15 protein-coding genes and 4 pseudogenes are annotated in these 19,088 nt (G+C 67.1%); 7 read left to right on the forward strand and 12 right to left on the reverse strand.

Annotated elements, in window-relative coordinates:
* Positions 1-295: 295 nt before the first annotated feature.
* Positions 296-778, forward strand: a pseudogene (locus ACFYXC_RS33930) (alpha-L-fucosidase); the annotation flags it as partial.
* Here ACFYXC_RS33930 and ACFYXC_RS33935 read toward each other — a convergent pair.
* Positions 777-1,124, reverse strand: a pseudogene (locus ACFYXC_RS33935) (transposase family protein); the annotation flags it as partial. The pseudogenes ACFYXC_RS33930 and ACFYXC_RS33935 overlap by 2 nt on opposite strands.
* Before the next feature lie 90 nt (positions 1,125-1,214).
* On the opposite strand from ACFYXC_RS33935, the gene ACFYXC_RS33940 reads away from it, so the two are divergent.
* Positions 1,215-1,739, forward strand: a complete 525-nt coding sequence (locus tag ACFYXC_RS33940; protein WP_389556132.1) for a GrpB family protein — start codon at positions 1,215-1,217, stop codon at positions 1,737-1,739.
* Between the two features lie 268 nt (positions 1,740-2,007).
* Positions 2,008-2,121, forward strand: a pseudogene (locus tag ACFYXC_RS33945) (transposase family protein); the annotation flags it as partial.
* 179 nt (positions 2,122-2,300) lie between these two features.
* Here the strand turns inward: ACFYXC_RS33945 and ACFYXC_RS33950 are convergent.
* Positions 2,301-2,849 (reverse strand): annotated as a pseudogene (locus ACFYXC_RS33950) (IS110 family transposase); the annotation flags it as partial.
* A gap of 9 nt (positions 2,850-2,858) precedes the next feature.
* On the opposite strand from ACFYXC_RS33950, the gene ACFYXC_RS33955 reads away from it, so the two are divergent.
* A complete protein-coding gene (locus ACFYXC_RS33955) occupies positions 2,859-3,641 on the forward strand; it encodes a FadR/GntR family transcriptional regulator (protein ID WP_389556060.1) in 783 nt (260 codons plus the stop codon).
* Here the strand turns inward: ACFYXC_RS33955 and ACFYXC_RS33960 are convergent.
* The 8 genes from ACFYXC_RS33960 to ACFYXC_RS33995 all read right to left on the reverse strand — a co-directional run bounded on the left by ACFYXC_RS33960 (position 3,626) and on the right by ACFYXC_RS33995 (position 11,908).
* Positions 3,626-4,417 (reverse strand): amidohydrolase family protein, encoded by a 792-nt coding sequence (locus tag ACFYXC_RS33960; protein ID WP_389556062.1) that lies wholly within the window; start codon positions 4,415-4,417, stop codon positions 3,626-3,628. The two genes, ACFYXC_RS33955 and ACFYXC_RS33960, sit on opposite strands and share 16 nt — an antisense overlap.
* 41 nt (positions 4,418-4,458) lie before the next feature.
* Complete coding sequence (locus tag ACFYXC_RS33965; protein WP_389556063.1) at positions 4,459-4,797, reverse strand: L-rhamnose mutarotase; 339 nt, start codon at positions 4,795-4,797, stop codon at positions 4,459-4,461.
* Positions 4,781-5,995, reverse strand: a complete 1,215-nt coding sequence (locus tag ACFYXC_RS33970) for a mandelate racemase/muconate lactonizing enzyme family protein (RefSeq protein ID WP_389556065.1) — start codon at positions 5,993-5,995, stop codon at positions 4,781-4,783. Before ACFYXC_RS33970 ends, ACFYXC_RS33965 begins: the two co-directional genes overlap by 17 nt.
* Positions 5,996-6,005: 10 nt before the next feature.
* On the reverse strand, positions 6,006-6,908 hold the full coding sequence (locus tag ACFYXC_RS33975; protein ID WP_389556067.1) for a carbohydrate ABC transporter permease: 903 nt from the start codon (positions 6,906-6,908) through the stop codon (positions 6,006-6,008).
* 2 nt (positions 6,909-6,910) lie between these two features.
* Positions 6,911-7,864, reverse strand: a complete 954-nt coding sequence (locus tag ACFYXC_RS33980) for a carbohydrate ABC transporter permease (RefSeq protein ID WP_389556069.1) — start codon at positions 7,862-7,864, stop codon at positions 6,911-6,913.
* A 1-nt stretch (position 7,865) separates the two neighbouring features.
* A complete protein-coding gene (locus ACFYXC_RS33985) occupies positions 7,866-9,236 on the reverse strand; it encodes an ABC transporter substrate-binding protein (RefSeq protein WP_389556071.1) in 1,371 nt (456 codons plus the stop codon).
* Between the two features lie 894 nt (positions 9,237-10,130).
* Positions 10,131-10,892, reverse strand: coding sequence for an SDR family oxidoreductase (locus ACFYXC_RS33990; protein WP_389556072.1), 762 nt, complete (start codon positions 10,890-10,892; stop codon positions 10,131-10,133).
* Positions 10,889-11,908, reverse strand: a complete 1,020-nt coding sequence (locus tag ACFYXC_RS33995; protein WP_389556074.1) for a zinc-binding dehydrogenase — start codon at positions 11,906-11,908, stop codon at positions 10,889-10,891. The genes ACFYXC_RS33990 and ACFYXC_RS33995 overlap by 4 nt, the downstream gene beginning before the upstream one ends.
* A 141-nt stretch (positions 11,909-12,049) precedes the next feature.
* On the opposite strand from ACFYXC_RS33995, the gene ACFYXC_RS34000 reads away from it, so the two are divergent.
* Both ACFYXC_RS34000 and ACFYXC_RS34005 read left to right on the forward strand, forming a co-directional pair.
* Entirely contained in the window at positions 12,050-13,045 is a 996-nt protein-coding gene (locus ACFYXC_RS34000; protein ID WP_389556134.1) for an aldo/keto reductase, read from the forward strand.
* A gap of 355 nt (positions 13,046-13,400) precedes the next feature.
* The gene (locus ACFYXC_RS34005; RefSeq protein WP_389556076.1) at positions 13,401-15,800 is read left to right on the forward strand and encodes a right-handed parallel beta-helix repeat-containing protein; all 2,400 of its coding nucleotides are present in this window, start codon (positions 13,401-13,403) and stop codon (positions 15,798-15,800) included.
* A gap of 84 nt (positions 15,801-15,884) precedes the next feature.
* On the opposite strand, the gene ACFYXC_RS34010 is transcribed toward ACFYXC_RS34005, so the two are convergent.
* Both ACFYXC_RS34010 and ACFYXC_RS34015 read right to left on the reverse strand, forming a co-directional pair.
* Positions 15,885-16,052, reverse strand: a complete 168-nt coding sequence (locus ACFYXC_RS34010; RefSeq protein WP_389556077.1) for a hypothetical protein — start codon at positions 16,050-16,052, stop codon at positions 15,885-15,887.
* Between the two features lie 280 nt (positions 16,053-16,332).
* Complete coding sequence (locus ACFYXC_RS34015; RefSeq protein ID WP_389556078.1) at positions 16,333-17,397, reverse strand: methyltransferase; 1,065 nt, start codon at positions 17,395-17,397, stop codon at positions 16,333-16,335.
* 124 nt (positions 17,398-17,521) lie between these two features.
* Between ACFYXC_RS34015 and ACFYXC_RS34020 the strand changes: the two genes are divergently transcribed.
* The gene (locus ACFYXC_RS34020; protein ID WP_389556080.1) at positions 17,522-18,550 is read left to right on the forward strand and encodes a helix-turn-helix domain-containing protein; all 1,029 of its coding nucleotides are present in this window, start codon (positions 17,522-17,524) and stop codon (positions 18,548-18,550) included.
* Positions 18,551-19,088 lie beyond the last annotated feature (538 nt).

A 19,088-nucleotide genomic window follows, 5' to 3' on the forward strand; every position in this document is an offset into this window, starting at 1 on the left:
CGCTCCGGTGTCCCGTACATCCGCTCGCGATGAGTCGTGCCGGTGGACGGTCGGCGGCCGAGTGGGGGGCGCAGCCACTCGGACGTGCGGCAGCGCCTTGGGTATCGCGCTCCGGCTCTCCGCACAAACATGGCATGTGTACAGCAGGACGAACAGTCGCACGGATGGATAAACCCATACCTTCTGCTCCTTGTCCAAGTGCCTAGGAAGACTGTCCCGTCGCGCGCTGCCGGGTGCCGCGGGAGCCGCTGCCGCCGCGACCGCACTGCCCGTGATCCCCGCACTGTCGCCCCTGATGGCGCAGGCGGCCGCGGCGAACCCTCAGACCAACCTGGCGAACATGCGGTTCGGCATGTTCAACCACTTCAGCCTGGGGACGTTCACCAACGAGGAGTGGGCGGCCCCGAACCGGGACCCCGCTCTGTTCTCCCCCACGGCCGTGGACTGTGCCCAGTGGGCGGCCGCCGCCGCGGCGGCGAAGTTGAGCTACGGCATCCTCACGACCAAGCACCACGACGGCTTCGCCCTGTGGCCGAGCGCCTATGGCACCCAGAACGTCGCGAACAGCTCCTACAAGCAGGACGTGGTGAAGGCGTACTGCGACGCCTTCCGGGCGAGAGGGCTGAGGGTCGGGTTCTACTAATCGATCTGGGACCGGACCTTCGGCGTCGAGGCGTGGGAGAGCCGGCTCAAGGTGTCCGGGCTCGAGATCACCGACGCCAGCCAGTCCGCCGACATGACCTTCATCCTCAGGCAGATCACCGAACTGCTGACCAGTCGCGCGTGGGTACCAGGGTGCCGTCCACGATCATCACGGTGTCCCTGCAGCCCCGCCAGCGGGGCCGCAGTGCCAGCAATGGCCCAAGGTGGTCGACGACGCGGTCGGCGGCCGACTTCGAAATGCCGGACAGCAGGGCGAGCTGCCGCAGGGTGAGGTTCGTGCGCCAGTGCGCGGCGACCGACAGACCCCTGTCCTCCATCGGCAGGCTCCAAGGCCGGCCCTTGCGGGCCATATCCGCGCCTTCACGCCGCAGGGTGGTGATCAGCTTGTCGAACTGACGCGGGCTCAGCCCAGTGAACGGGGATATCCAGGACGGCTCCGACGCCCTGATCACACCAGCCACATCGTGATCATTTCACTCCGCCCAACGGTTCCGGGTACGGCTGCGGCAAGCCGTGGAACACTCCTCAGTGTGGGAGAGCCAGTTGAGATCATGCCGTACCACCCTGCTTGGCCAGCTATGTTCGCCAAGTGGGGCGTGGACCTACGTGCGGCCCTCGGTGATACTGCGGCTCGTATCGACCACATCGGGTCCACCTCGGTGCCAGGACTGGCAGCCAAGCCGGTGATCGACATCCAGATCTCAGTGACATCGCTGGAGCCGACGGACGAATTCCTGGGCCCGCTCACTGGCATGGGCTTGGTGTACCGGGCGGACAACCCCGAACGGACCAAGCGGTACTTCCGGGAACGTCCAGGTCAGCACCGCACACACGTGCACGTGCGACAGCTGGGCAGTTTTTCCCAACAGTTCCCACTACTGTTTCGCGACTACCTCCGCTGCCACACGTCTGCCGCGACCGAATACGCAGCAGCCAAACGGCTCTGCGCGGCCCAGTTCCGTAACGACCGGCCCGGCTACGTCCAAGCGAAGGACGCCTTCGTATGGGACATCATCCGACGTGCTGACGCCTGGGCCCAGCGCACCGGTTGGATCCCCAGTCCCAGTGACGCCTGAACCTCCCCTCCAGGACACAGATGGAGCCGAGATCAGCGGAGTTACGGGACAGCCCTTACAAGCTGGTGCACGACAGGCAGTGAGGCGTCGAGCCCGTGATGGTTGATCATGGCCGGGTGGTGGGGAACAGGACTCGTGCAGTGATCATTGGCAATCGTCGCATCACGGGCCTGACGGGCGAGGTGATCGCTGAACTCGTAGCCGAGATTGGTCCGTTGTGGCATACGCGTCACCAGGCCAAGCTCGCGTCCCGACCACGGAAGCGGGCGTGGGCGGTGGGCCGAAACACCAGTTGGTCTTCGTCGATCGGCTGCTGGCAACTCTCGTCCATCTTCGTCACGGGGCCACTCACGATGTACTGGCCTGCTGGTTCGGCGTGGATCGCTCCATCACCGCCCGGGCGATCGGTGAAGTGCGGCCGCTGCTCGCCGAGCGAGGCTGCACGGTCAGCATCGACGTGCGGTTGCGGACCCTGGCCGAGGTCGTCGAGCATTGGCAGCTGTCCGCGAGTGCGTTATCCCGCTGTGGTTGTGCGAGAGGTCCCACTTCGAAGTTGCGTCCATCGCGTATGAGGGCCCACAGCACGTTGAGCCGGCGCCTGGCGGAGGCGAGGATCGCCTGTTTGTGGCCCTTGCCTACGGCTCTCTTGCGAATGAACTCGGCGCCAAGCAGTGTGCCGATGCCGGGCAGACTGGTGATCACTTCAGCGTGACGGTGCTCGCGAAATCGGCCCTCGATGAGCTTGTCGGTCTCGGCGATCTCCGCATCGAGGGCCATCACCTCCTTCGCCAGCTTGGCCACCATGACAGCAGTCAGCCTCTCTCCGCGGACAGCAGTGTGCTGGGCTTCGGCGGCGTCGATCGCCGTGGCCGCGACACTCTCGGAGCTGCGGACCTTGCGGTACTTCAACCACACGGCCAGGCGGTTCTTGCCGATCCTGCGCAGGGCGGCCGGGGTTTGGTAGCCGGTGAGCAGGACCAGCGCGGCCTTGGAGACGCTGCGGTCGAAGGCCCGTTCCAGAGCCGGGAAGTACTCCGGCATCTGGGCACAGAGCCTGTTGATCGCCCGGGTGCGGTCGGCGGTCAGGTCGTAGCGGCGTTGAGCGGTAAGGTCATACGTATGCCAACTGAGTCGCAGCCCGCAACCCGCCTGTTCCCGCGACGCCTGCCCGCCGGCCGCCTGGGTGTTGCCGTCGTTTCCGAACTCGTCGACCTCATCGTGACGGGCCAGTTGCAGGAAGGCGAGTTGCTGCCCCCCGAGGGTCCGCTGAGCGAGCACTTCGGCGTGAGTCGCACGGTCCTGCGTGAATCGGTGAAGCGACTGGAAGAGAAGGGTTTGGTGATCGTCTCTCAGGGTCGCGGAACTCAGGTGCGGGCGCCGGGCTACTGGAACATGCTTGATCCGGTGGTGCTGTCCGCGTTGATCGACAACGACGAGACGCTCGGCGTCCTCGACGAACTGACGGTCGTGCGGGCGAGCCTCGAGTCGGCGATGGCGGGCGCTGTCGCCGGATCTCGCAGCGCAGACGGGCTGAGGAGGCTGGAGAACGCGCTGACCACGATGCGTGAAAGCGCGTCCGAGACGGACTCCTTCCGGCAAGCAGATGTGGTGTTCCACTACGCACTCATGGAGATCTCCGGCAACCGGCTGGCGGAGAACATCGCCAAGCAACTGTACAAGCGCGCCGTGGAGTCCAGCCGCTACCAGGGGATCGATCCTCCTGACGCGTTCGAGCTGACGCTGAAGGAACACGCTGCGATCGTTGATGCCATCTCACGGCAGGACGTCGCCGCGGCGCAAAAGGCGATGCATGATCACATCCACGTTTCGTGGGAGCGCCGTCGGCTGCCCGACCACGCGCCACGGGCACGCAGTCGGGCACGCGGTCAGGAAAGCGAGTAGACGTCCGCAGCATTGCCGCCGAACACCCGCGCCCGCTCCACCGCAGAGAGCCCGTCGAGCAGCGCCTCTACAGCGAACTTCCAGGGCGCCGCTCCCCCGCCGAGCTCGGCCAACGGCCAGTCGGAGCCATACAGAAGACGCTCAGGGCCGAAGGATTCCACGGCTACCGTCACCGAGGCCGCAAGGTCGGCCGCACGCCATGACCCGGGAGTGAGGCCCGAGGTGAGTCCCGAGACCTTCGCGACGACGTTCGGTCGCCGTGCGATTTCCCGCAGCCGCGACGCCCACCCACTCCTGTCCTGACCGGGTGCGGGCGGGCCCCCCAGATGATCCAGCACGAAGCGGAGTCCGTTGTGGCGCGTTGCCAGGTGGATCGCCTGAGGAAGCTGCCACTCGCGCACGACGAGGTCGAAGCAGAGGTTCTCACGCTCGAGCACGGAGAGACCCGCACTGACCTCCTCGCGCATCATCCACTGCGGGTCCGGGTCGATGTGCGCCAGATGCCGCACCCCGACAACGGGAACGGCGGCGTTCCTGCGGATCCGGTCGAGCTGGGGTCCCACCTCCGATGCGAGGTCGACCCACGCCACGAGACCGGCGACGACCGGTGAGTCCAGCCCGGCAAGCCGGATGCTCTCTTCGAGGCTGTTGCTCGACTGCACGACCACGGCACGGTCGAGTCCGGTCGAAGCCAGCATCCCGCTCAGATCGGAGGCGTCGAAGTCGCGGGCGATCGGGGCCATGGTCTCCGCGTCGATCCAGTCCTGCGGGTCCACGGAGCGGTCCCACAGGTGTATATGGGCGTCGACACCGGCACTCATGCGAGGTGCCAGACTTCGTCGATGGGCTGCCACAGCGCCCGGGGCACACGCTCCTCGGCGATTCTCAGCTGACACGGGTCGGTGTGCGTCCACCATTCCCGCGTAGCCGGGTCCTCGGCGACCAGACGCATGTCGGCCTCGTGGTCCTCTCCCATGTACTCGTAATAGGCGAACAGGATGTCTCCGAAAATGAAGATGCTGTAGTTGCGCACGTTGCATTCGGTGAGCTTGCGCTCGACGCTCGGCCACACGGCGCGGTGCAGCGCCAGGTACTCCTCGCGCTTCTCGGGGCGCACACCCGCCACCAGGACCCGGCGCTCAGGTCGAAGGGTCACAACGGCCTCCCCCGGGGTGCGACGCGGCGTCCATCCGGTCCGGTTCGGCCACCAGCCGCAGGGCAGCGCGTTCGGGTCGGATGTGCGGTCCGCTCGCCGCGGGTTGGGGCGCGGTGGCGCCGACCGGTGACATCTGGGACTCGTCGACCACGATCCCGATCCCTGGACGGTCACCCAGGACGATACCTCCGTCTTCGAACTGCTGGTCAACGTCAAGACCGATCGGAAAGCGAAGATCTTGGACTTCGCAGGTCAGGAGGTTCGGCACGGCGGCGGCCGCGTGCGCCACCGGGTTGGCGTTGTACGCGACGGGGCTCACCGGCAGGTCGTGGGCGTGGGCGAGTGTCGCCACGCGAAGGAAGTGGGTGATGCCCCACACGTTGCCGATCTGGACGATGTCGACCGCGTTGGCGTCCAACAGGGGGCGGTACTGCTCCAGCCCGGTCAGGTTCTCGCCGCTTGCGATCGCCGCGCGCACCTTTCCGCGCAGCGCGGCCATTCCGGCCGCGTCCCACCGGCGTAGTGGCTCCTCCACCCAGGTGAGGTCCATGCGGTCCTCAATGGCGGCGACGTACCGGGTGGCCTGGGCGTGGTTCCACGACTCGTTGGCGTCGAACATGAGCGCCGGCCGGCGCGAGTTACGGCTGAGAACGTCGCGCATGATCTCCAGTCGAGGCAGATCGCAGTCGAGGTCGCGGCCGCCTTTGAGCTTGCCGGCCTTGAAGCCGCGATCCGCGAACCGACCGTAGAGTTCAGCGATTTGTTCGTCGGGCAGGCCGTATTCGAGTCCGGACGCGTACCCGGGCACGAAGCGCGAGCGAGCCCCCAGGGTCCGCCACAGCGGCTCATCGGCTGCCTTGGCCTTGATGTCCCAGAGGGCCATGTCGACGGCACCGATGGTGCCGAACGTGGATCCCGAGTGTCCGGCTTTGAACACCCAGGCGAGCATCCGGTCGTAGAGCGCCACGACCGACCGCGGGTCGTCACCCTCGATCGCGGGAAAGACACGCGCGATGTCAGCGTGGGACCCGAGTCCGACCCCCTCGATCCCTGTGTCGGTCTCGATGATGAGGACAGGGACCGACGTCGCATGGCTGGACTGGACACCGTTGACGTCTCCGGTGACTCTGCCCCAGTCATGGACGGTGCTCACGCTGCGGTACCCAGTGATCTTCATCGGCCGTGTTTCTCCTTGCATGCGCTGGTGGTCATTCCTTGGTTCCTCCGGCTGTCATGCCCGCGACCAGGAATCGCTGGGAGAACAGGAAGACGATCAGGACGGGCAGGATCGACACGATCGTCCCGAGCGCCAAGGTGGGCAGCTGAACGGAGTCGGATCCTGCGGAGCTGGGGTTGAAGGCCGGGGTGGCGGCCAGGAGTGAGGTGAGTCCGACCTGGATCGGGTAGCCGTCGCTGGAGGGGAGCATCACGAACGGGAGGAAAAAGTTGTTCCAGTTCTGCACGAAACTGAAGAACGCCACCAGCGCGACGATCGGGGAGGCCAGTGGAAGGGCGACGCGGGTGAATACCTGGACGCCGGTGCAGCCGTCGATGCGGGCGGCGGCGAGGATATCTCGGGGAATACTCGTCGAGAAGTAGATATAGGTGAGGTAGACGCCGAACGGGAAGAACGACATGGGCAGGATCACCGACAACGGGCTGCCGATGAGACCGACACTGTTCAGCTCGAGGAAGATGGGCAGCACCAAGGCGGTGCTGGGGATCAGCATCACGACGAGTGTCAGCACGAGCAACGCCTGCCGAAACTTGAACTCCGTGAGGGCGAGTGCGTAGCCGGCGGGGATGCTGACGAGGAGCGTGATCACCAGAGCGCCGATCGCGTACAGCGCGGAGTTCCCGATCCACGTCGTCACCGCGCCGTCCTGGAAGTCGAAGAGCTGATGCCAGTTCGCGGTGAAGGCCGACCAGGACCCCGGAGAGAACGGGTGGTCAACCACGAGCGCCTTCGAAGACTTCGTGACGGCGAGGAGCAGCCAGACGATCGGGACGGCGAAGAACAGAATGAAGACGACGAGCAGGACGCCGATGATGGAGCGCCCGCTCCAGCCGCTCAGGCTCGACCGACGCCGTTCGGTGGAGAGTGCTGCCATGGTCATTCCTTCTCGAAAAGGCCGCCACGGGTCACGAACACCCAGGACAGCAGAAGTGCGACGACCAGCAGGATCAACGAGATCGCGGCCGCGCCGTTGAAGTCGTTCTGCTGGAACGCGTACTGATAGGCCAGCTGGTTCAGCGAGTAGTCATTGGGCACCACCGCATTACTGGCCTGGCTGAGCAGCTGTGGCTCGACGAACAGCTGGGTGCCGGCCGCGAGCGACATGACGCCCATGTACGCGACCCACTTGCGCAGCATCGGCAGCTGGATACGCAACGCGATCTGGACGGCGTTGGCACCGTCGATACGGGCGGCCTCGATCACCTCGGTACTGATGTTGTTGAGGGCGCCGTACATGATGATGATCCACCCGCCGGCTCCGGTCCAGAACGCGATGATGGCGAAGATGGCCGGTAGATGGCCCGGTTGAATCACCTGCACGAAGCTGTCGAACCCCATCGCACTGAGCAGCCCGCTGACCGGGCTCGCAGTCGGATCCAGGACGAAGAGCCACAACAGGACGCTGGAGGCGCCCGCGAGCGCGCCGGGCAGGTAGTAGACGAAGCGAAGGGTCGTGCTCACCCGCCGGACGCCGATGGCATGGACCATCAACGCCAGGCCGACGACGAAGACGACCAGTCCGAGGAGCCAGATGACGAGATAGATGGTCACGTGCAGCACAGCCGGCCAGAACCGGAAGTCGTCGATGACCTTGGTGAAGTTGTCGAGCCCCGCGAAGCCGCCTTCGGCGTCGGTGAAGGCCAGCAGCACCGCGTACAGCGAGGGAACGACTCCGAAGGCGATCGTGAGCAACGCGTAAGGCGAGACGAAGACATAGCCGATCGGACTGTGGGCGGCGGCGCGACCGGCCGGCCTGCCGCCGCCCCGGCGTGACCGCCGACCCTCTGAGGCGTCGGTGGTCACCTGGTCACTCGGTGGAGCGAGGGTCATCTCACTTCACCACGTATCCGTTGACCTTGGCTTGGTTCCCGATCGCCGTCTGCCACGTCGGGAGCAGATCCACGATCGACTTGCCGCCGGTGACACCCGGGGTGATCGTCTTCGCCCAGATTGCCTCCTGGCTGAAGGTGGGGTAGCCCCAGCCACCCCAGACCCGCGACGCAGCGGTCGCCACCGGCTGCAGCGAGGTGGCGTAGTACTTGCTCGCCTCCTGCTTGGCGATCCACTTCTCGGCGGCGGGGGCGTACGCCGGGTAACCCGGTGCGGCATCCACCTGGTACTCGTCGGCGGTGGTGACGAACCGCACGAACTTCTGGGCAGCCTTGAGGTTCTTCGAATGGCTGGAGATGAACCAGGTTCCGCCACCCACGTTCCCCGTCACAGCCTCGCTCTCGCCCTTCCACGTCAACGGCGCGGCAACGCCGAGCTGTCCGGCCGGAACGTCGAGCGATTCAGGGTTGTGGAAGATCGCACCGGCATACCACGCCGGCCCCGGCATCATCAGCACCTTGCCGGAGTACTTCTTCAAGAACTCAGGGGTGAACACGCTGACCACCGGTACGGTCCCCTTGTCGCGGAGGCTGTCCAGCATTGAGGCCGCACGCTTGCATTCGGCCGAACCGGTGTTCACGGTGACGGACTTGGGACCGGTTACGTCGTTGGCCTGGCACTTGCTCGCCCACATGTAGACCTCGGGCGTCCAGGCATCGCCGGCCGTTCCGATGACGTAGCCGGGGTGTTCGTCGGCGACCTTCTCCCCGAGCGCCTGGTACTCCTCCCACGTGGCCGGGAGGGCGTAGCCGAACTTCTCCAGCAGGGGCTTGTTGTACCAGAGCACCGTCTGGGCGAGGTCGTTGCGCAGGCAGTACACGCGGCCGTTCACCGTGCAGGGATCGAGCGAGCCCTTGGTGAAATTGCCGAGCGTCTCCTTCGGGACCAGGCCCTTGTCCAACACAGCCGCGAACGCCTGCTTGCCGGCGCTCTTCTGGCTGGCCCACGCCGCGTCGTTGTTCTGGCTGGAGAAGACGACGTCCGGCCAGCCGTCGCCGGCGCGATCGAAGAGCTGCATCTTCGTCCGGAAGGAGTTGGAGCCGTTGGCCGACCCGTCATAGGTGACGACTTTGATCCTCGTGTCAGGGTTTGCCGCCTGGAACGCCTTTGCGGCAGCCTGTCGGTCTGCGTCCACCCAGACGGCGATCGTCGAGGATGCCTCCTGCCTGGCCTCGGGAAAGCCGTACTTCCCGTTCGCCGAGCTTCCTCCGCTGCCGCAACCGGCGAGGGCGAGGAGGGCCGTTGCTACGCCCGTCACGGCGACGGTCGACGCCCTGCGGCGTGAACGCGCCCCGGTGTGGATTCCGACCATGAGATGTCCCTTGTCCTGTCGACTTCATTGACGACTCCGCGCCGAGGACTTTAGAGCATACGTATTATGTTTGTCACGAGCACGGTACGTCTTCCTGCACGCTGCTGTGGTCGGCGCGGTCCTCGTGATCGCCGTCGGCTGAGGGCAGGGAGGCAGTTGCCTCTCGGCAACCAAGGGCTGCTGAAGCCGACCCGCGATCAGCAGGGGGCCCGACTCCGCTCCCCATGCGGGATCGAGCCGCTCATGACGGACAGAGTGATCCGTGGCCGGTCGCCGTCAGTGGCGCCGGCCGCTCCCAGGGCAGGAGAAGTGGCCGGGCACGGGTGTCCGGGGCTGGTGTCCGCTCCCCTGCAGGTGGCCCACCCCTATTGCAGGGGCGGATCACACCTGCACGTCCGCGGCACCCGGTTGCGGGCGGCACGCCTGCGGGTGCAGCAGCCACGGCCCGGAACGCGCTGCGCGCCCTGCGCATCGGCACGATTACAGCCGTCGGTCTCCCGCCCTCGCTCGTCGGAGGCCAGCCCCCGGCCCACCTCGCTCGGGACGCACCGCACACGGCAACGGGCACGGAGTACGTGACACCAGCTGAGCACCGACGCCCTACCCGAGCCGCTCCACGGCCTGTTACGCGCTGCGCGACCCTGTCGACACCTGCGTCACCCGCCGTCCGCAACGCCGGACGGCTGCGACGCGAGGGCCTGATGATCCCTTGGGGTGGGTGACGACGCTGCCATGCAGTGGCCGTCTGCCCGCGCCCATCCGACGCGCCGGCGCACGCCAGGTTCTCGGCGGGCCGCCTCGCGGCCCACCGGCGCCGAAGCGTCGGCGTCCTCCACGGTTCGGAGGCCGCCGACGTTTCGGACCGGTGGAACCGCACTCCCGTGGCTCAGGGCCTCATCGGGCGAGCCAACCACCGTCGACCGGCAGGATCGCGCCGGAGACGTAGCGCGCGGCGTCCGACGCCAAGAAGACAGCCGCACCGGCGATGTCCTCCGCCGTTCCCCACCGCCCTGCCGGGATCCGCTCAAGGAGCGCCCGGGACCGGTCGGGGTCGTCCTGAAGAGCCTGGGTGTTGTCGGTCGCGATGTAACCCGGGGCGATGCCGTTGACGGTCACACCGTGTCCGGCCCACTCGTTCGAGAGCGCCCGGACCAGTCCCGCCACGCCGGACTTGGCCGCCGCATAGCCCGGCACGTTGATCCCGCCCTGGAACGAGAGCAGTGAGGCGGTAAAGACGATGCGCCCGTGCCGCGCCTCCAGCATCCTCCGCCCGAGAACCTGGCTGAGCACGAAGGTGCTGGTGAGATCGACTTCGAGTACCTCGTCGAACCACCCCAGGGGGTGCTCGGTGGCGGGAGCGCGACGGATGGTCCCGGCGTTGTTGACCAGGATGTCCACCGGCCGCTCACCTGCGGCGAGTTCCTCGGCGAAGCGGGTCACCTGCCGCCGGTCCGCAAAGTCAACGCGGTGCCCGGAGAACTCGCGGCCGAGCCGGCGCACGTGGTCGCCGATCGCCGATGCCGCAGGATCGAGGGTGGCGGAGACTCCGACGATGTCGGCACCGGCAGCGGCCAGGGCCTCGGCGACGGCGAAGCCGATTCCACGCTTGGCCCCCGTCACCACAGCGAGGCGCCCGGTCAGGTCGAACAGGTTCATGACGCATTCACCTCGATTAGCAGCTTCATCGCCTGTCCGGTCTCGAGGAGGCCGAAGGCCGATGCAACCTCGCTCAGGGGCATGATGCCCGTGATGAGCTTCTCGACCGGGACAGCGCCCTCGGCCAAGAGCTCGATGGCACGCTCGAAGTCATGGCGCTCGTAAACCCGTGCACCGAGCAATCTCAGCTCCCGCCAGAACACGCGTTGCAGGTCGATGGGCCGCGGTTGGGAGTGGATGGCCACCACCACAAGCGTGCCGCGGACCTTCGCCAAGCCGGTGGCGGCGAGTACGGCGGCGGCTGAGCCGGAGACTTCGAATACGACGTCCGCTCCGGCGCTGTCCGTCCACTCCTCCACCCAGGCGACCTGATCGACCGACGAGGGGTCCAGCGTCGTCAGCCCCATCTCCTCGGCGGCGGCCCGTCGGGTCGCGTCGATCTCGACGAGTACGACCTCGGCACCGAACGCCGCGGCGACCGTCGCGATCAGCACGCCGATCGGGCCCGCACCGATGACGACCGCCTTGTCTCCGGCGGCTAGTTCGGATCGTCGTACGTCGTGGACGGCCACCGCGACGGGCTCCACGAGCGCGGCGTTGCGCAGCGAGATGTCCGAGGGCAGCCGCACGAGTGTCGATGCCGGCACGTTCCAGTACTCCTGAAGGGCTCCCGGGCTGTCGATGCCCATGAAGTCCAGGTTCTGGCAGATGTGCTCGTTCCCCGCGCGGCAGGCTGGGCAGGTTCCGTCCCAGGCCAGTGGCATGACGGTCACCGCATCGCCCACCGACCAGCCCTCCACGCCGGCGCCGAGGGCGGCGATCGTGCCCGACATCTCGTGTCCGATCGTCGCCGGCCTGCTGACCCGAGCGTCCATGTCCCCATGGAACACGTGAAGGTCCGTGCCGCAGATTCCGACGTAGGCAACGGCGATGCGCACCTCCCCCACGCTCGGCTCGACCGGTTCCTGCTCCTCGATCGTCATTTTGCGGGCGCCCGCGTAGCTTGCCGCCAACATACCGATCGACTCCCTCTCGCCATGTCGCAGGCCGCACCGGCCCACAGGGGCGACGCAGCCTAACACGAAACATCATACGTATGCTGTCATGGTAGAACCGACCTCGTGACCAGCAAACAACCGCCGCGCGCCCACGCACCCATGGAAAAGACGCTGTCCACCCGGAGCCTGCGCACCGGGCACCGGCTCACGGAACTGGGGCTGGGCTCTGCCCAGTTCGGCAATCTGTTCACCGAAACGACCGACGAGGAGTCGTCTCACGCCGTCAGGACCGCAACCGAAGAGGGAATTCACTACCTCGACACAGCGCCGCACTACGGCCTCGGACTGTCCGAACGGCGCCTGGGGGACGCCCTGCGTGCGACCCCCAGGCAAGACGTGGTCATCTCCTCAAAGGTCGGGCGTCTGCTCGTCGACAGCCCGGACACAGCCGACCGGCTCGACGACGACGGATTCGTCGTACCGGCGACGATGAGACGGGTCTGGGACTTCAGCCGCGACGGGGTCTTTCGTTCCGTGGAGGACTCGCTTGCGCGACTCGGGACCGACCGGCTCGACATCGCCTATCTGCACGATCCGGACGACCATTGGGGGCCGGCGTCGTCAAGCGGGATCGCCGCACTGACCGAGCTTCGGGACCAGGGCGTCGTCGGTGCCATCGGCGCCGGCATGAACCAGGCGGCCATGCTGGCCGAGTTCGTGAGACGGACCGACGTCGATGTGGTCATGGTCGCCGGGCGGTTCACCCTTCTCGATCAATCGGCCCTGGACGACCTGTTGCCCGCCGCCCACCAGCGCGGCGTCGGCGTCGTCGCCGCAGCGGTCTACAACTCCGGGCTGCTGAGCACTACGGCCGTGGACGGCTCGGCGTACTACGACTACGGGGCAGCGCCGCGGTCCGTCGTCGAACGTGCCGCCCGCATCGCAGCCGTCTGCGAGCGGCACGGCGTCGAGCTTCCCGCCGCCGCCATCCATTACCCGCTGCGCCATCCCGCGGTCACCTCGGTGGTGACGGGCATGCGCACCGCCGAGCACGTGCGCAGCAATGTCGCGCGGTATCAGGCAGTCATCCCGCAGGCGCTGTGGGAGGAACTGCACGTCACGGGGCTCGCTCCGGACCCCGCTCGCATGAGCTAGAACTCCAGGGCCCTGAGCAAACATCGTACGAATCTTGTCGCAAACATCATACGTATGCTAACCCTGTGACGGGCCTCAAGGCCCCAGTCACAGGAAGCGATCGAACATGACATCGACGTCAGACTCGACACGCTCGGTGAGCGCTCGATGGAGGCGTAGGGCGGGGCTCCTCGCGACGCTCGGCACCTGCGCCGTCATCGCATCAGCGCTCATTCCCCTCCAGGCGCAAGCCGCGCCCCGGACGGTGTACTTCGCGGCGCCGGACGGGAAGGACTCCGGTCACTGCAGCCTGCCGCAGCCGTGCTCGCTCGAGCGGGCCCAGCGCGTTGCCCGCCCGGCGGCCAAGCGGGGTGACGTGAGCGTTCAGCTCGCCGACGGCACCTACCGCCTTTCCGAACCCCTCCGGTTCGGACCCGGCGACGGCGGCGGCAAGCACACCATCCACTGGACCGCCGCCTCGGACGCCCACCCCGTCATCACCGGCGCCAAGAAGGTCACCGGCTGGTCCAGGTCCGAGGCAGGCCCGGGCATCTGGGAGGCGGACACCCCCCGCGGCCTCGACACCCGCCAGCTCTACGTGAACGGCGTGATCGCACCTCGCGCCGCCATCCGCCTCGCCAACACGGACGTCACTCCCACCGCAACCGGACTCACCATCAAGAACCCGGCGCTGAACTACCTCGCCACCCTCCCGGACCAAGGACGCATCGAGTTCGAGTCCCTTGGCGACTTCACAAACCGCTACTCGCCCGTTCAGAGCATCAGCGGCACCGAAATCACGATGGCCCAACCAGCGTGGGACAACAACACGTGGGGCTGGGACACCGTCCAGAACTCGTTCCTGGCCGGACCGAGCTGGTACCTCGACAACTCGCTGAAGTTCCTCACCCAGGTCGGCCAGTGGTACGTGGATCCGGGTGCCGGGAAGCTCTACTACAAGCCGGCGGACGGGGTCGACCCCAACCGGCTCGACATCGAACTTCCCCGCCTGGAGACACTGATCAGCATCGGCGGGACGTACGACAGGCCGGTGACTGGTCTTGCCTTCGACGGCATCCAGTTCTCCGGGACCTCCTGGCTCGGCCCATCAACCGACGGGTACGCGGTCCAGCAGAACGGCCTCTTCATCAAAGGCACCTACAAGTACAGGCCCGCCGACGCCTTCACCAGCTGCTCACGCGGCTGCGAGATGTTCGAACGAGCCCGCACCAGCTGGTACCAGGAGCCCGCCGCCGTGCAGGTCTCCGCCGCCAGCCGCATCTCGCTCATCGGCAACACGTTCACCAACCTGGGCCAGTCTGCGCTGGGCATTGGAAATGACGCCAACGCCACGCTGACCGGCGTCGGACTGGGCGCCAGCGACATCGACATCATCGGCAACCGGTTCACGGAGAACAGTGGTCACGGCATAGCGGTCGGCGGCGTACTGCCCGACGCGCATCACCCTGGCGACCCGAGAATGACCAACCGGGACGTCCTGATCGCCGACAACACGATCAACCGCGTGGCGGTGGACTACAAGGACAACAGCGGCATCCTCAGCACCTACGTCACGGACGCCCGCATCCTGCACAACGAGGTCTCCAACGTCCCCTATGACGGTATCGACACCGGTTACGGCTGGGGCATCAACGACGCCGGAGGATCGAACGACTACGTCGACCGTGGCTACTACAAGTGGAACACGCTGTACACGACGCCGACCACACTCAAGAACAACCGCGTCCAGGGCAACCTCGTGCACAACACCAAGGCACGTTTCGCCGACGGCGGGTCGATCTACAACCTCTCCGCAAGCCCGGGAACCGTGGTGGCCAAGAACTACCTGTTCAACATCTCAGGAGTCGGCCTCTACCTCGACGAGGGCTCGCGCTCGATGACGTATGAGAACAACGTGGTCCAGGACGGATCCTTCCTTTTCACCAACGCATACAGCCTCCGCAACAACACCAGCGACAACGTCATCCAGAACAACTGGTACAACTCGGGTGGAGCCTCGACGCCGAACGCCGAGGCGCACAACAACAAACTGATCAACAACGTCAAGGTCTCCGGGGACAACTGGCCCGCGGGCGCACGCGAGGTCATCTGCCAGGCGGGCGTCGCGCCGCGGTACCGGACATCGCTCAACGCGAACCAGTTCGGCTTCAGCGGATGCGAGGTCGACGCACCAGTGGCAGCCGGCTTCGACACCGCCGGTGGTTCGGCTGTCAGCCCTTACTTCGGCCAGAGCGGGGACGCATTCGGGATCGCGGCGGCCGGTGCCGACGTATGGGGTGCGGGCGGTCAGCGCGACGATCAGTTCGGTTCGGTCTACCGGGCCGCCGCCTTGAGGGCCGGCTCGAGCGTCTCAACCCGAGTTGTCGCGGTCAACGACGCCAACCCCTGGGCCAAGTCCGGTGTCATGGTCCGCAACGACATGACCAAGGCGGGAGGGTCCGCCGGGTATGCCATGGTCGCAGTGACCGCTCGCAACGGCATCGTCTTCCAGTGGGACACCGACGGCGACGGGTATCTGGACGCCGACACCCGAGCCGCTGTCGACGTCTTCCGCCCCGTCTGGGTGAAACTCACCCGGTCCGGAACCTCGTTCGGCGCCTCGTACTCCTACGACGGTGCGAACTTTGTCGGGATCGGTCAGCCCGTGACACTGTCCTCGGCCGCAGCCAAGCAGGACGCCGGCATCTTCTCCACGTCCCACGACGTGAGCCAGTCAACGATCAACCAGTTCGACGCGGTCACCGTCACACCGTGACCAGGCCGTAGCGGCCAATCCCTCAGGTCGCGGCAGGTGCGGCCGACCGGTCGTGCGGGGCGTACGCTCGCCCCGCACGAGGCCCTAGATGCCGTCCGGGCTGCTGTCGGTCCGCATGGCCGACGCGCCGTGGATGTCGGTGAACACCACGCCACGCACCCTGGCCGCACGGGTCCTGACCCGGAAGTCACTGATCGTGGCCCGACTGAAGCGCGGCAGGGGAAAGACGTCGCCGAGCCGCGCGTTCCACACGGACGGCAGAGCGTCCGAACCTCCCGGTACCGCACCTCGTCCAGCACCTCATACGACACCGGGTACGGCACCCGGATCGGTGGAGTCCACGAAGAACGCCCCGCCCGGCCTGTCGGTCTTCGCCGCTGTGCTGTCCCCGGCCGGTCAATCCAACCCTTGGGTGTTCACGCTCACTTGGTTCCCCTGAGGAAGTTCCACGTCAAGGTCCCCAGTGTGCAGGGGGAAGCCCGGCGGAGGTGAAATCGCTGCGGGCGCCCTCTTTGAGGAGGGCGCCCGGGCGTCAGACAGCTTCGAGTTCCAGAGCGAAGTAGCCAGGGCCCACGGGGTGGGTCCTGCTGCGGCGCCATCCCGAGGCGGCGAAGAGGGCGTCGAACTCTTCCTGGTCCCGTTCGATCCCGTTCGTCACGGCCAGCATGCCCATGTCCGACAGGACAGCGAAGTCGGGCTTGCCGATCTCACCGACCAGGGTCTCGACGACCAGCACGCGCCCGCCGTCGTTCACCGCGGCCCGGCAGTTGCGGAGGATGGTCGTGCACCGGTCGTCATCCCAGTCGTGCAGCACCGTCTTCAAGAGGTACAGGTCCGCGGCGGGAACACCGACGAAGAAGTCGCCCCCCACGGCAGAGAACCGGTCGGACAGACCGCGCTTGGCCGCTTCAGCGCGGGCGCCCTCGACGGCGTGCGGCAGGTCGAGCACCTGACCGTGCAGGTGGGGGTGAGCGGTCATCAGCTCCAGGACGAACTGCCCGTTGGCTCCCCCGACGTCGACCACGGTCGAGACTCCCGCGGTGTCGGCCTCGTGCACCGCGCCCTTGATGGTCAGGCTGGACAGGTCGGCCATCGACTCGGCGAAAAGCGCTGCCTCTTCTGCGTTGTCCGGCCGCGCGAGGTAGTCGAAGATGTCCGCACCGAGCGCCTTCTTCGCCTGGCTGGCCCCTTCCCGCACCGCGTCGGGGAACAACCCCCAGCTCTGCCAGTGCGCATGCCCGGCCTGTACCAGCACGAAAGCGCGCAGCGAGCCCGGCACATCGGAACGCAGCAGCCGGCCACGGCCGGTCAGGCCGAAGCGGCCCTCTCCCTCGTAACTCAGCACGCCCAGGGACGCTGCCGCGCGCATCAGACGGTACGTGGCCCGCACATGGCTGCCCTCGCGTTCGGCCACCTCCTGCGCCGTGCGCGCACCGTCGGCCACGTGATCGGCGACTCGCAGTGAGGCGAACGCGTGCAGGACCTGGATCCTGACCACGCCCAGGAGCATGTCCATGAGGCCCGCAGCATCCGCCGCGGGATCGACGGCGACATCGCCGATTTCGTCTACTTCGCTGCTTTGCGTCTTGTCTGCCATGGGAACTGAGTAAGCCTTCCACACGTCTTGTCGGTGACCAGGCCAATTCTGCTGAGCTGGTCACGGCGGATTCAGGTATCCCGGAGCCATCTTGTGGGATCTCCGTGCCATGGAGGAGTGGACGATGACAAGCAACGGGTCGGCCATCGGATCGACGGCGCGTCGGCCAGGGCGGACCTTCTCCGCCGACGTCACCGCCCCGGGCTCTGCACGGGAGGGCTATGCCGCCTTCCGGCAGGAATGGGACACACAGGTGGGCGAGGAGTTGCCCTTGCAGGACCTCGACATCGACAATTCGGTCGACTTCCGGATCAGCGTGCAAGCCGTCAAGGCACACGACGTGGTGATCGCGGATTTCCACAACGAGTCGTACGTCGGCCAAACCACGGGGAAGGGCGACGCCGGCGAGCGCGTACTGATACACCTGATGGCGCACGGCGCTTGGCGCTTCGGGCGGCCTGACGGGCGTGGTGAGACCGTCCTTGTAGACGCCGGGTCCTTCATCGCGCGGCACGAAGGTCCGCCCGCCTCCTTCGATGTGGACCCGGGAGCGAGGGCGAAGGTGTTGAATCTGCCGGCCCCGGCCCTCTTACCGCTGCTGGGTGGCCGGCAGATCCTCGGCTCGGTCGGCTCGGCCGAGATGCGGGTGCTCATGGCCCATGCGAACACGGTCGCCGAGACTGCCGCCGACCTCTCCCCGGCGGGCGCCCGGAGTGCCGGCGAGGCCCTGATCGAGCTTGCCAGGGGAGCCCTCAGGCAGGAGTTCGACGACGTCGAGCCGCGATTGGCTCCCGCGCTGGCCCGGGCGGCGATGGAACTCGCGGACCGCCACCTCGCCGATCCGGAGCTGTCGCCGTCGGCGCTGGCGAGCGAGCTCAACGTCTCCTTGCGCACTTTGCACCGGGCCTTCGCCTCGGTGGGCGATTCAGTGGCGGCGTACATCCGCCGCAGACGCCTCGAACAGGCCCGGCTCGAATTGGCCGCGCCAATCGGCCGCCCGACCGTGGCGGAGGTCGCCGCCCGCTGGCAGTTCGCGGACAGCAGCCATTTCGTCCGGGCGTTCAGGGCGCGGTACAAGGAGACGCCCACCCACTTCATCCGCTCCAGCGGAACGGGCAAGGGCAGGGGCGGGGGCAGGGGCACCGCCGAGTAGCGGAACGCGCCCATGGGACGGGGCCGACGGGGTGCCGTGAGCACAGGCCCTCGCTCCTGCCACGCTGCGCCCGACGAGGGGCGTTGGGGTGGCGGGCGTACAGCTCAGCGTGAGCACCGACGTGGCGGAGCAGGAGCGGCAGGTGCACGCCGATCACGGTGGCGACCGCCTCCTTGCCGGCGCACGCGGCCAGCACCTCGGCGACCAGGTCCAGGACGCCATCGGGCTGTGCGGGCCGAGCGGCGGCGTGTCCCAACAGACAGTCCAGCGTGCGCACCCTCAGGTTCGAGCCCGACAGATCCCTGGCCGGGCCGTGTTCTGCGCCGGTGCCCGCGGCATCGACCCTGCCGTCGGTGGCGGGCGCCTGGGTTCCCGGGCCGGACGGAGGCGGGACCGGCGGGGTGGGGGGCGGGTAAGGGACCGGTCAGCAGGCGCGGCACCAGCGCATACGCCGACTTTGAGCAGCGCAAAGTCCAAGCCCGTGATGCACGAACGCGAAACCTGATCTATCGCCGGTGATCTGGTGCGATGTGGTGAT

Source organism: Streptomyces sp. NPDC002701 (assembly GCF_042889045.1).
Classification (GTDB): Bacteria; Actinomycetota; Actinomycetes; order Streptomycetales; family Streptomycetaceae; genus Streptomyces.

Bases quoted from the DNA above. Each gene is read 5' to 3' on its own strand.
- ACFYXC_RS33955 (WP_389556060.1), top strand. From the start codon at position 2,859: ATGCCAACTGAGTCGCAGCCCGCAACCCGCCTGTTCCCGCGACGCCTG.
- ACFYXC_RS33995 (WP_389556074.1), bottom strand. From the start codon at position 11,908: ATGTTGGCGGCAAGCTACGCGGGCGCCCGCAAAATGACGATCGAGGAG.
- ACFYXC_RS34015 (WP_389556078.1), bottom strand. From the start codon at position 17,397: ATGGCAGACAAGACGCAAAGCAGCGAAGTAGACGAAATCGGCGATGTC.
- ACFYXC_RS34020 (WP_389556080.1), top strand. From the start codon at position 17,522: ATGACAAGCAACGGGTCGGCCATCGGATCGACGGCGCGTCGGCCAGGG.
- ACFYXC_RS33970 (WP_389556065.1), bottom strand. From the start codon at position 5,995: ATGCAAGGAGAAACACGGCCGATGAAGATCACTGGGTACCGCAGCGTG.
- ACFYXC_RS33980 (WP_389556069.1), bottom strand. From the start codon at position 7,864: ATGACCCTCGCTCCACCGAGTGACCAGGTGACCACCGACGCCTCAGAG.
- ACFYXC_RS33985 (WP_389556071.1), bottom strand. From the start codon at position 9,236: ATGGTCGGAATCCACACCGGGGCGCGTTCACGCCGCAGGGCGTCGACC.
- ACFYXC_RS33940 (WP_389556132.1), top strand. From the start codon at position 1,215: ATGCCGTACCACCCTGCTTGGCCAGCTATGTTCGCCAAGTGGGGCGTG.
- ACFYXC_RS34000 (WP_389556134.1), top strand. From the start codon at position 12,050: ATGGAAAAGACGCTGTCCACCCGGAGCCTGCGCACCGGGCACCGGCTC.
- ACFYXC_RS33990 (WP_389556072.1), bottom strand. From the start codon at position 10,892: ATGAACCTGTTCGACCTGACCGGGCGCCTCGCTGTGGTGACGGGGGCC.
- ACFYXC_RS33975 (WP_389556067.1), bottom strand. From the start codon at position 6,908: ATGGCAGCACTCTCCACCGAACGGCGTCGGTCGAGCCTGAGCGGCTGG.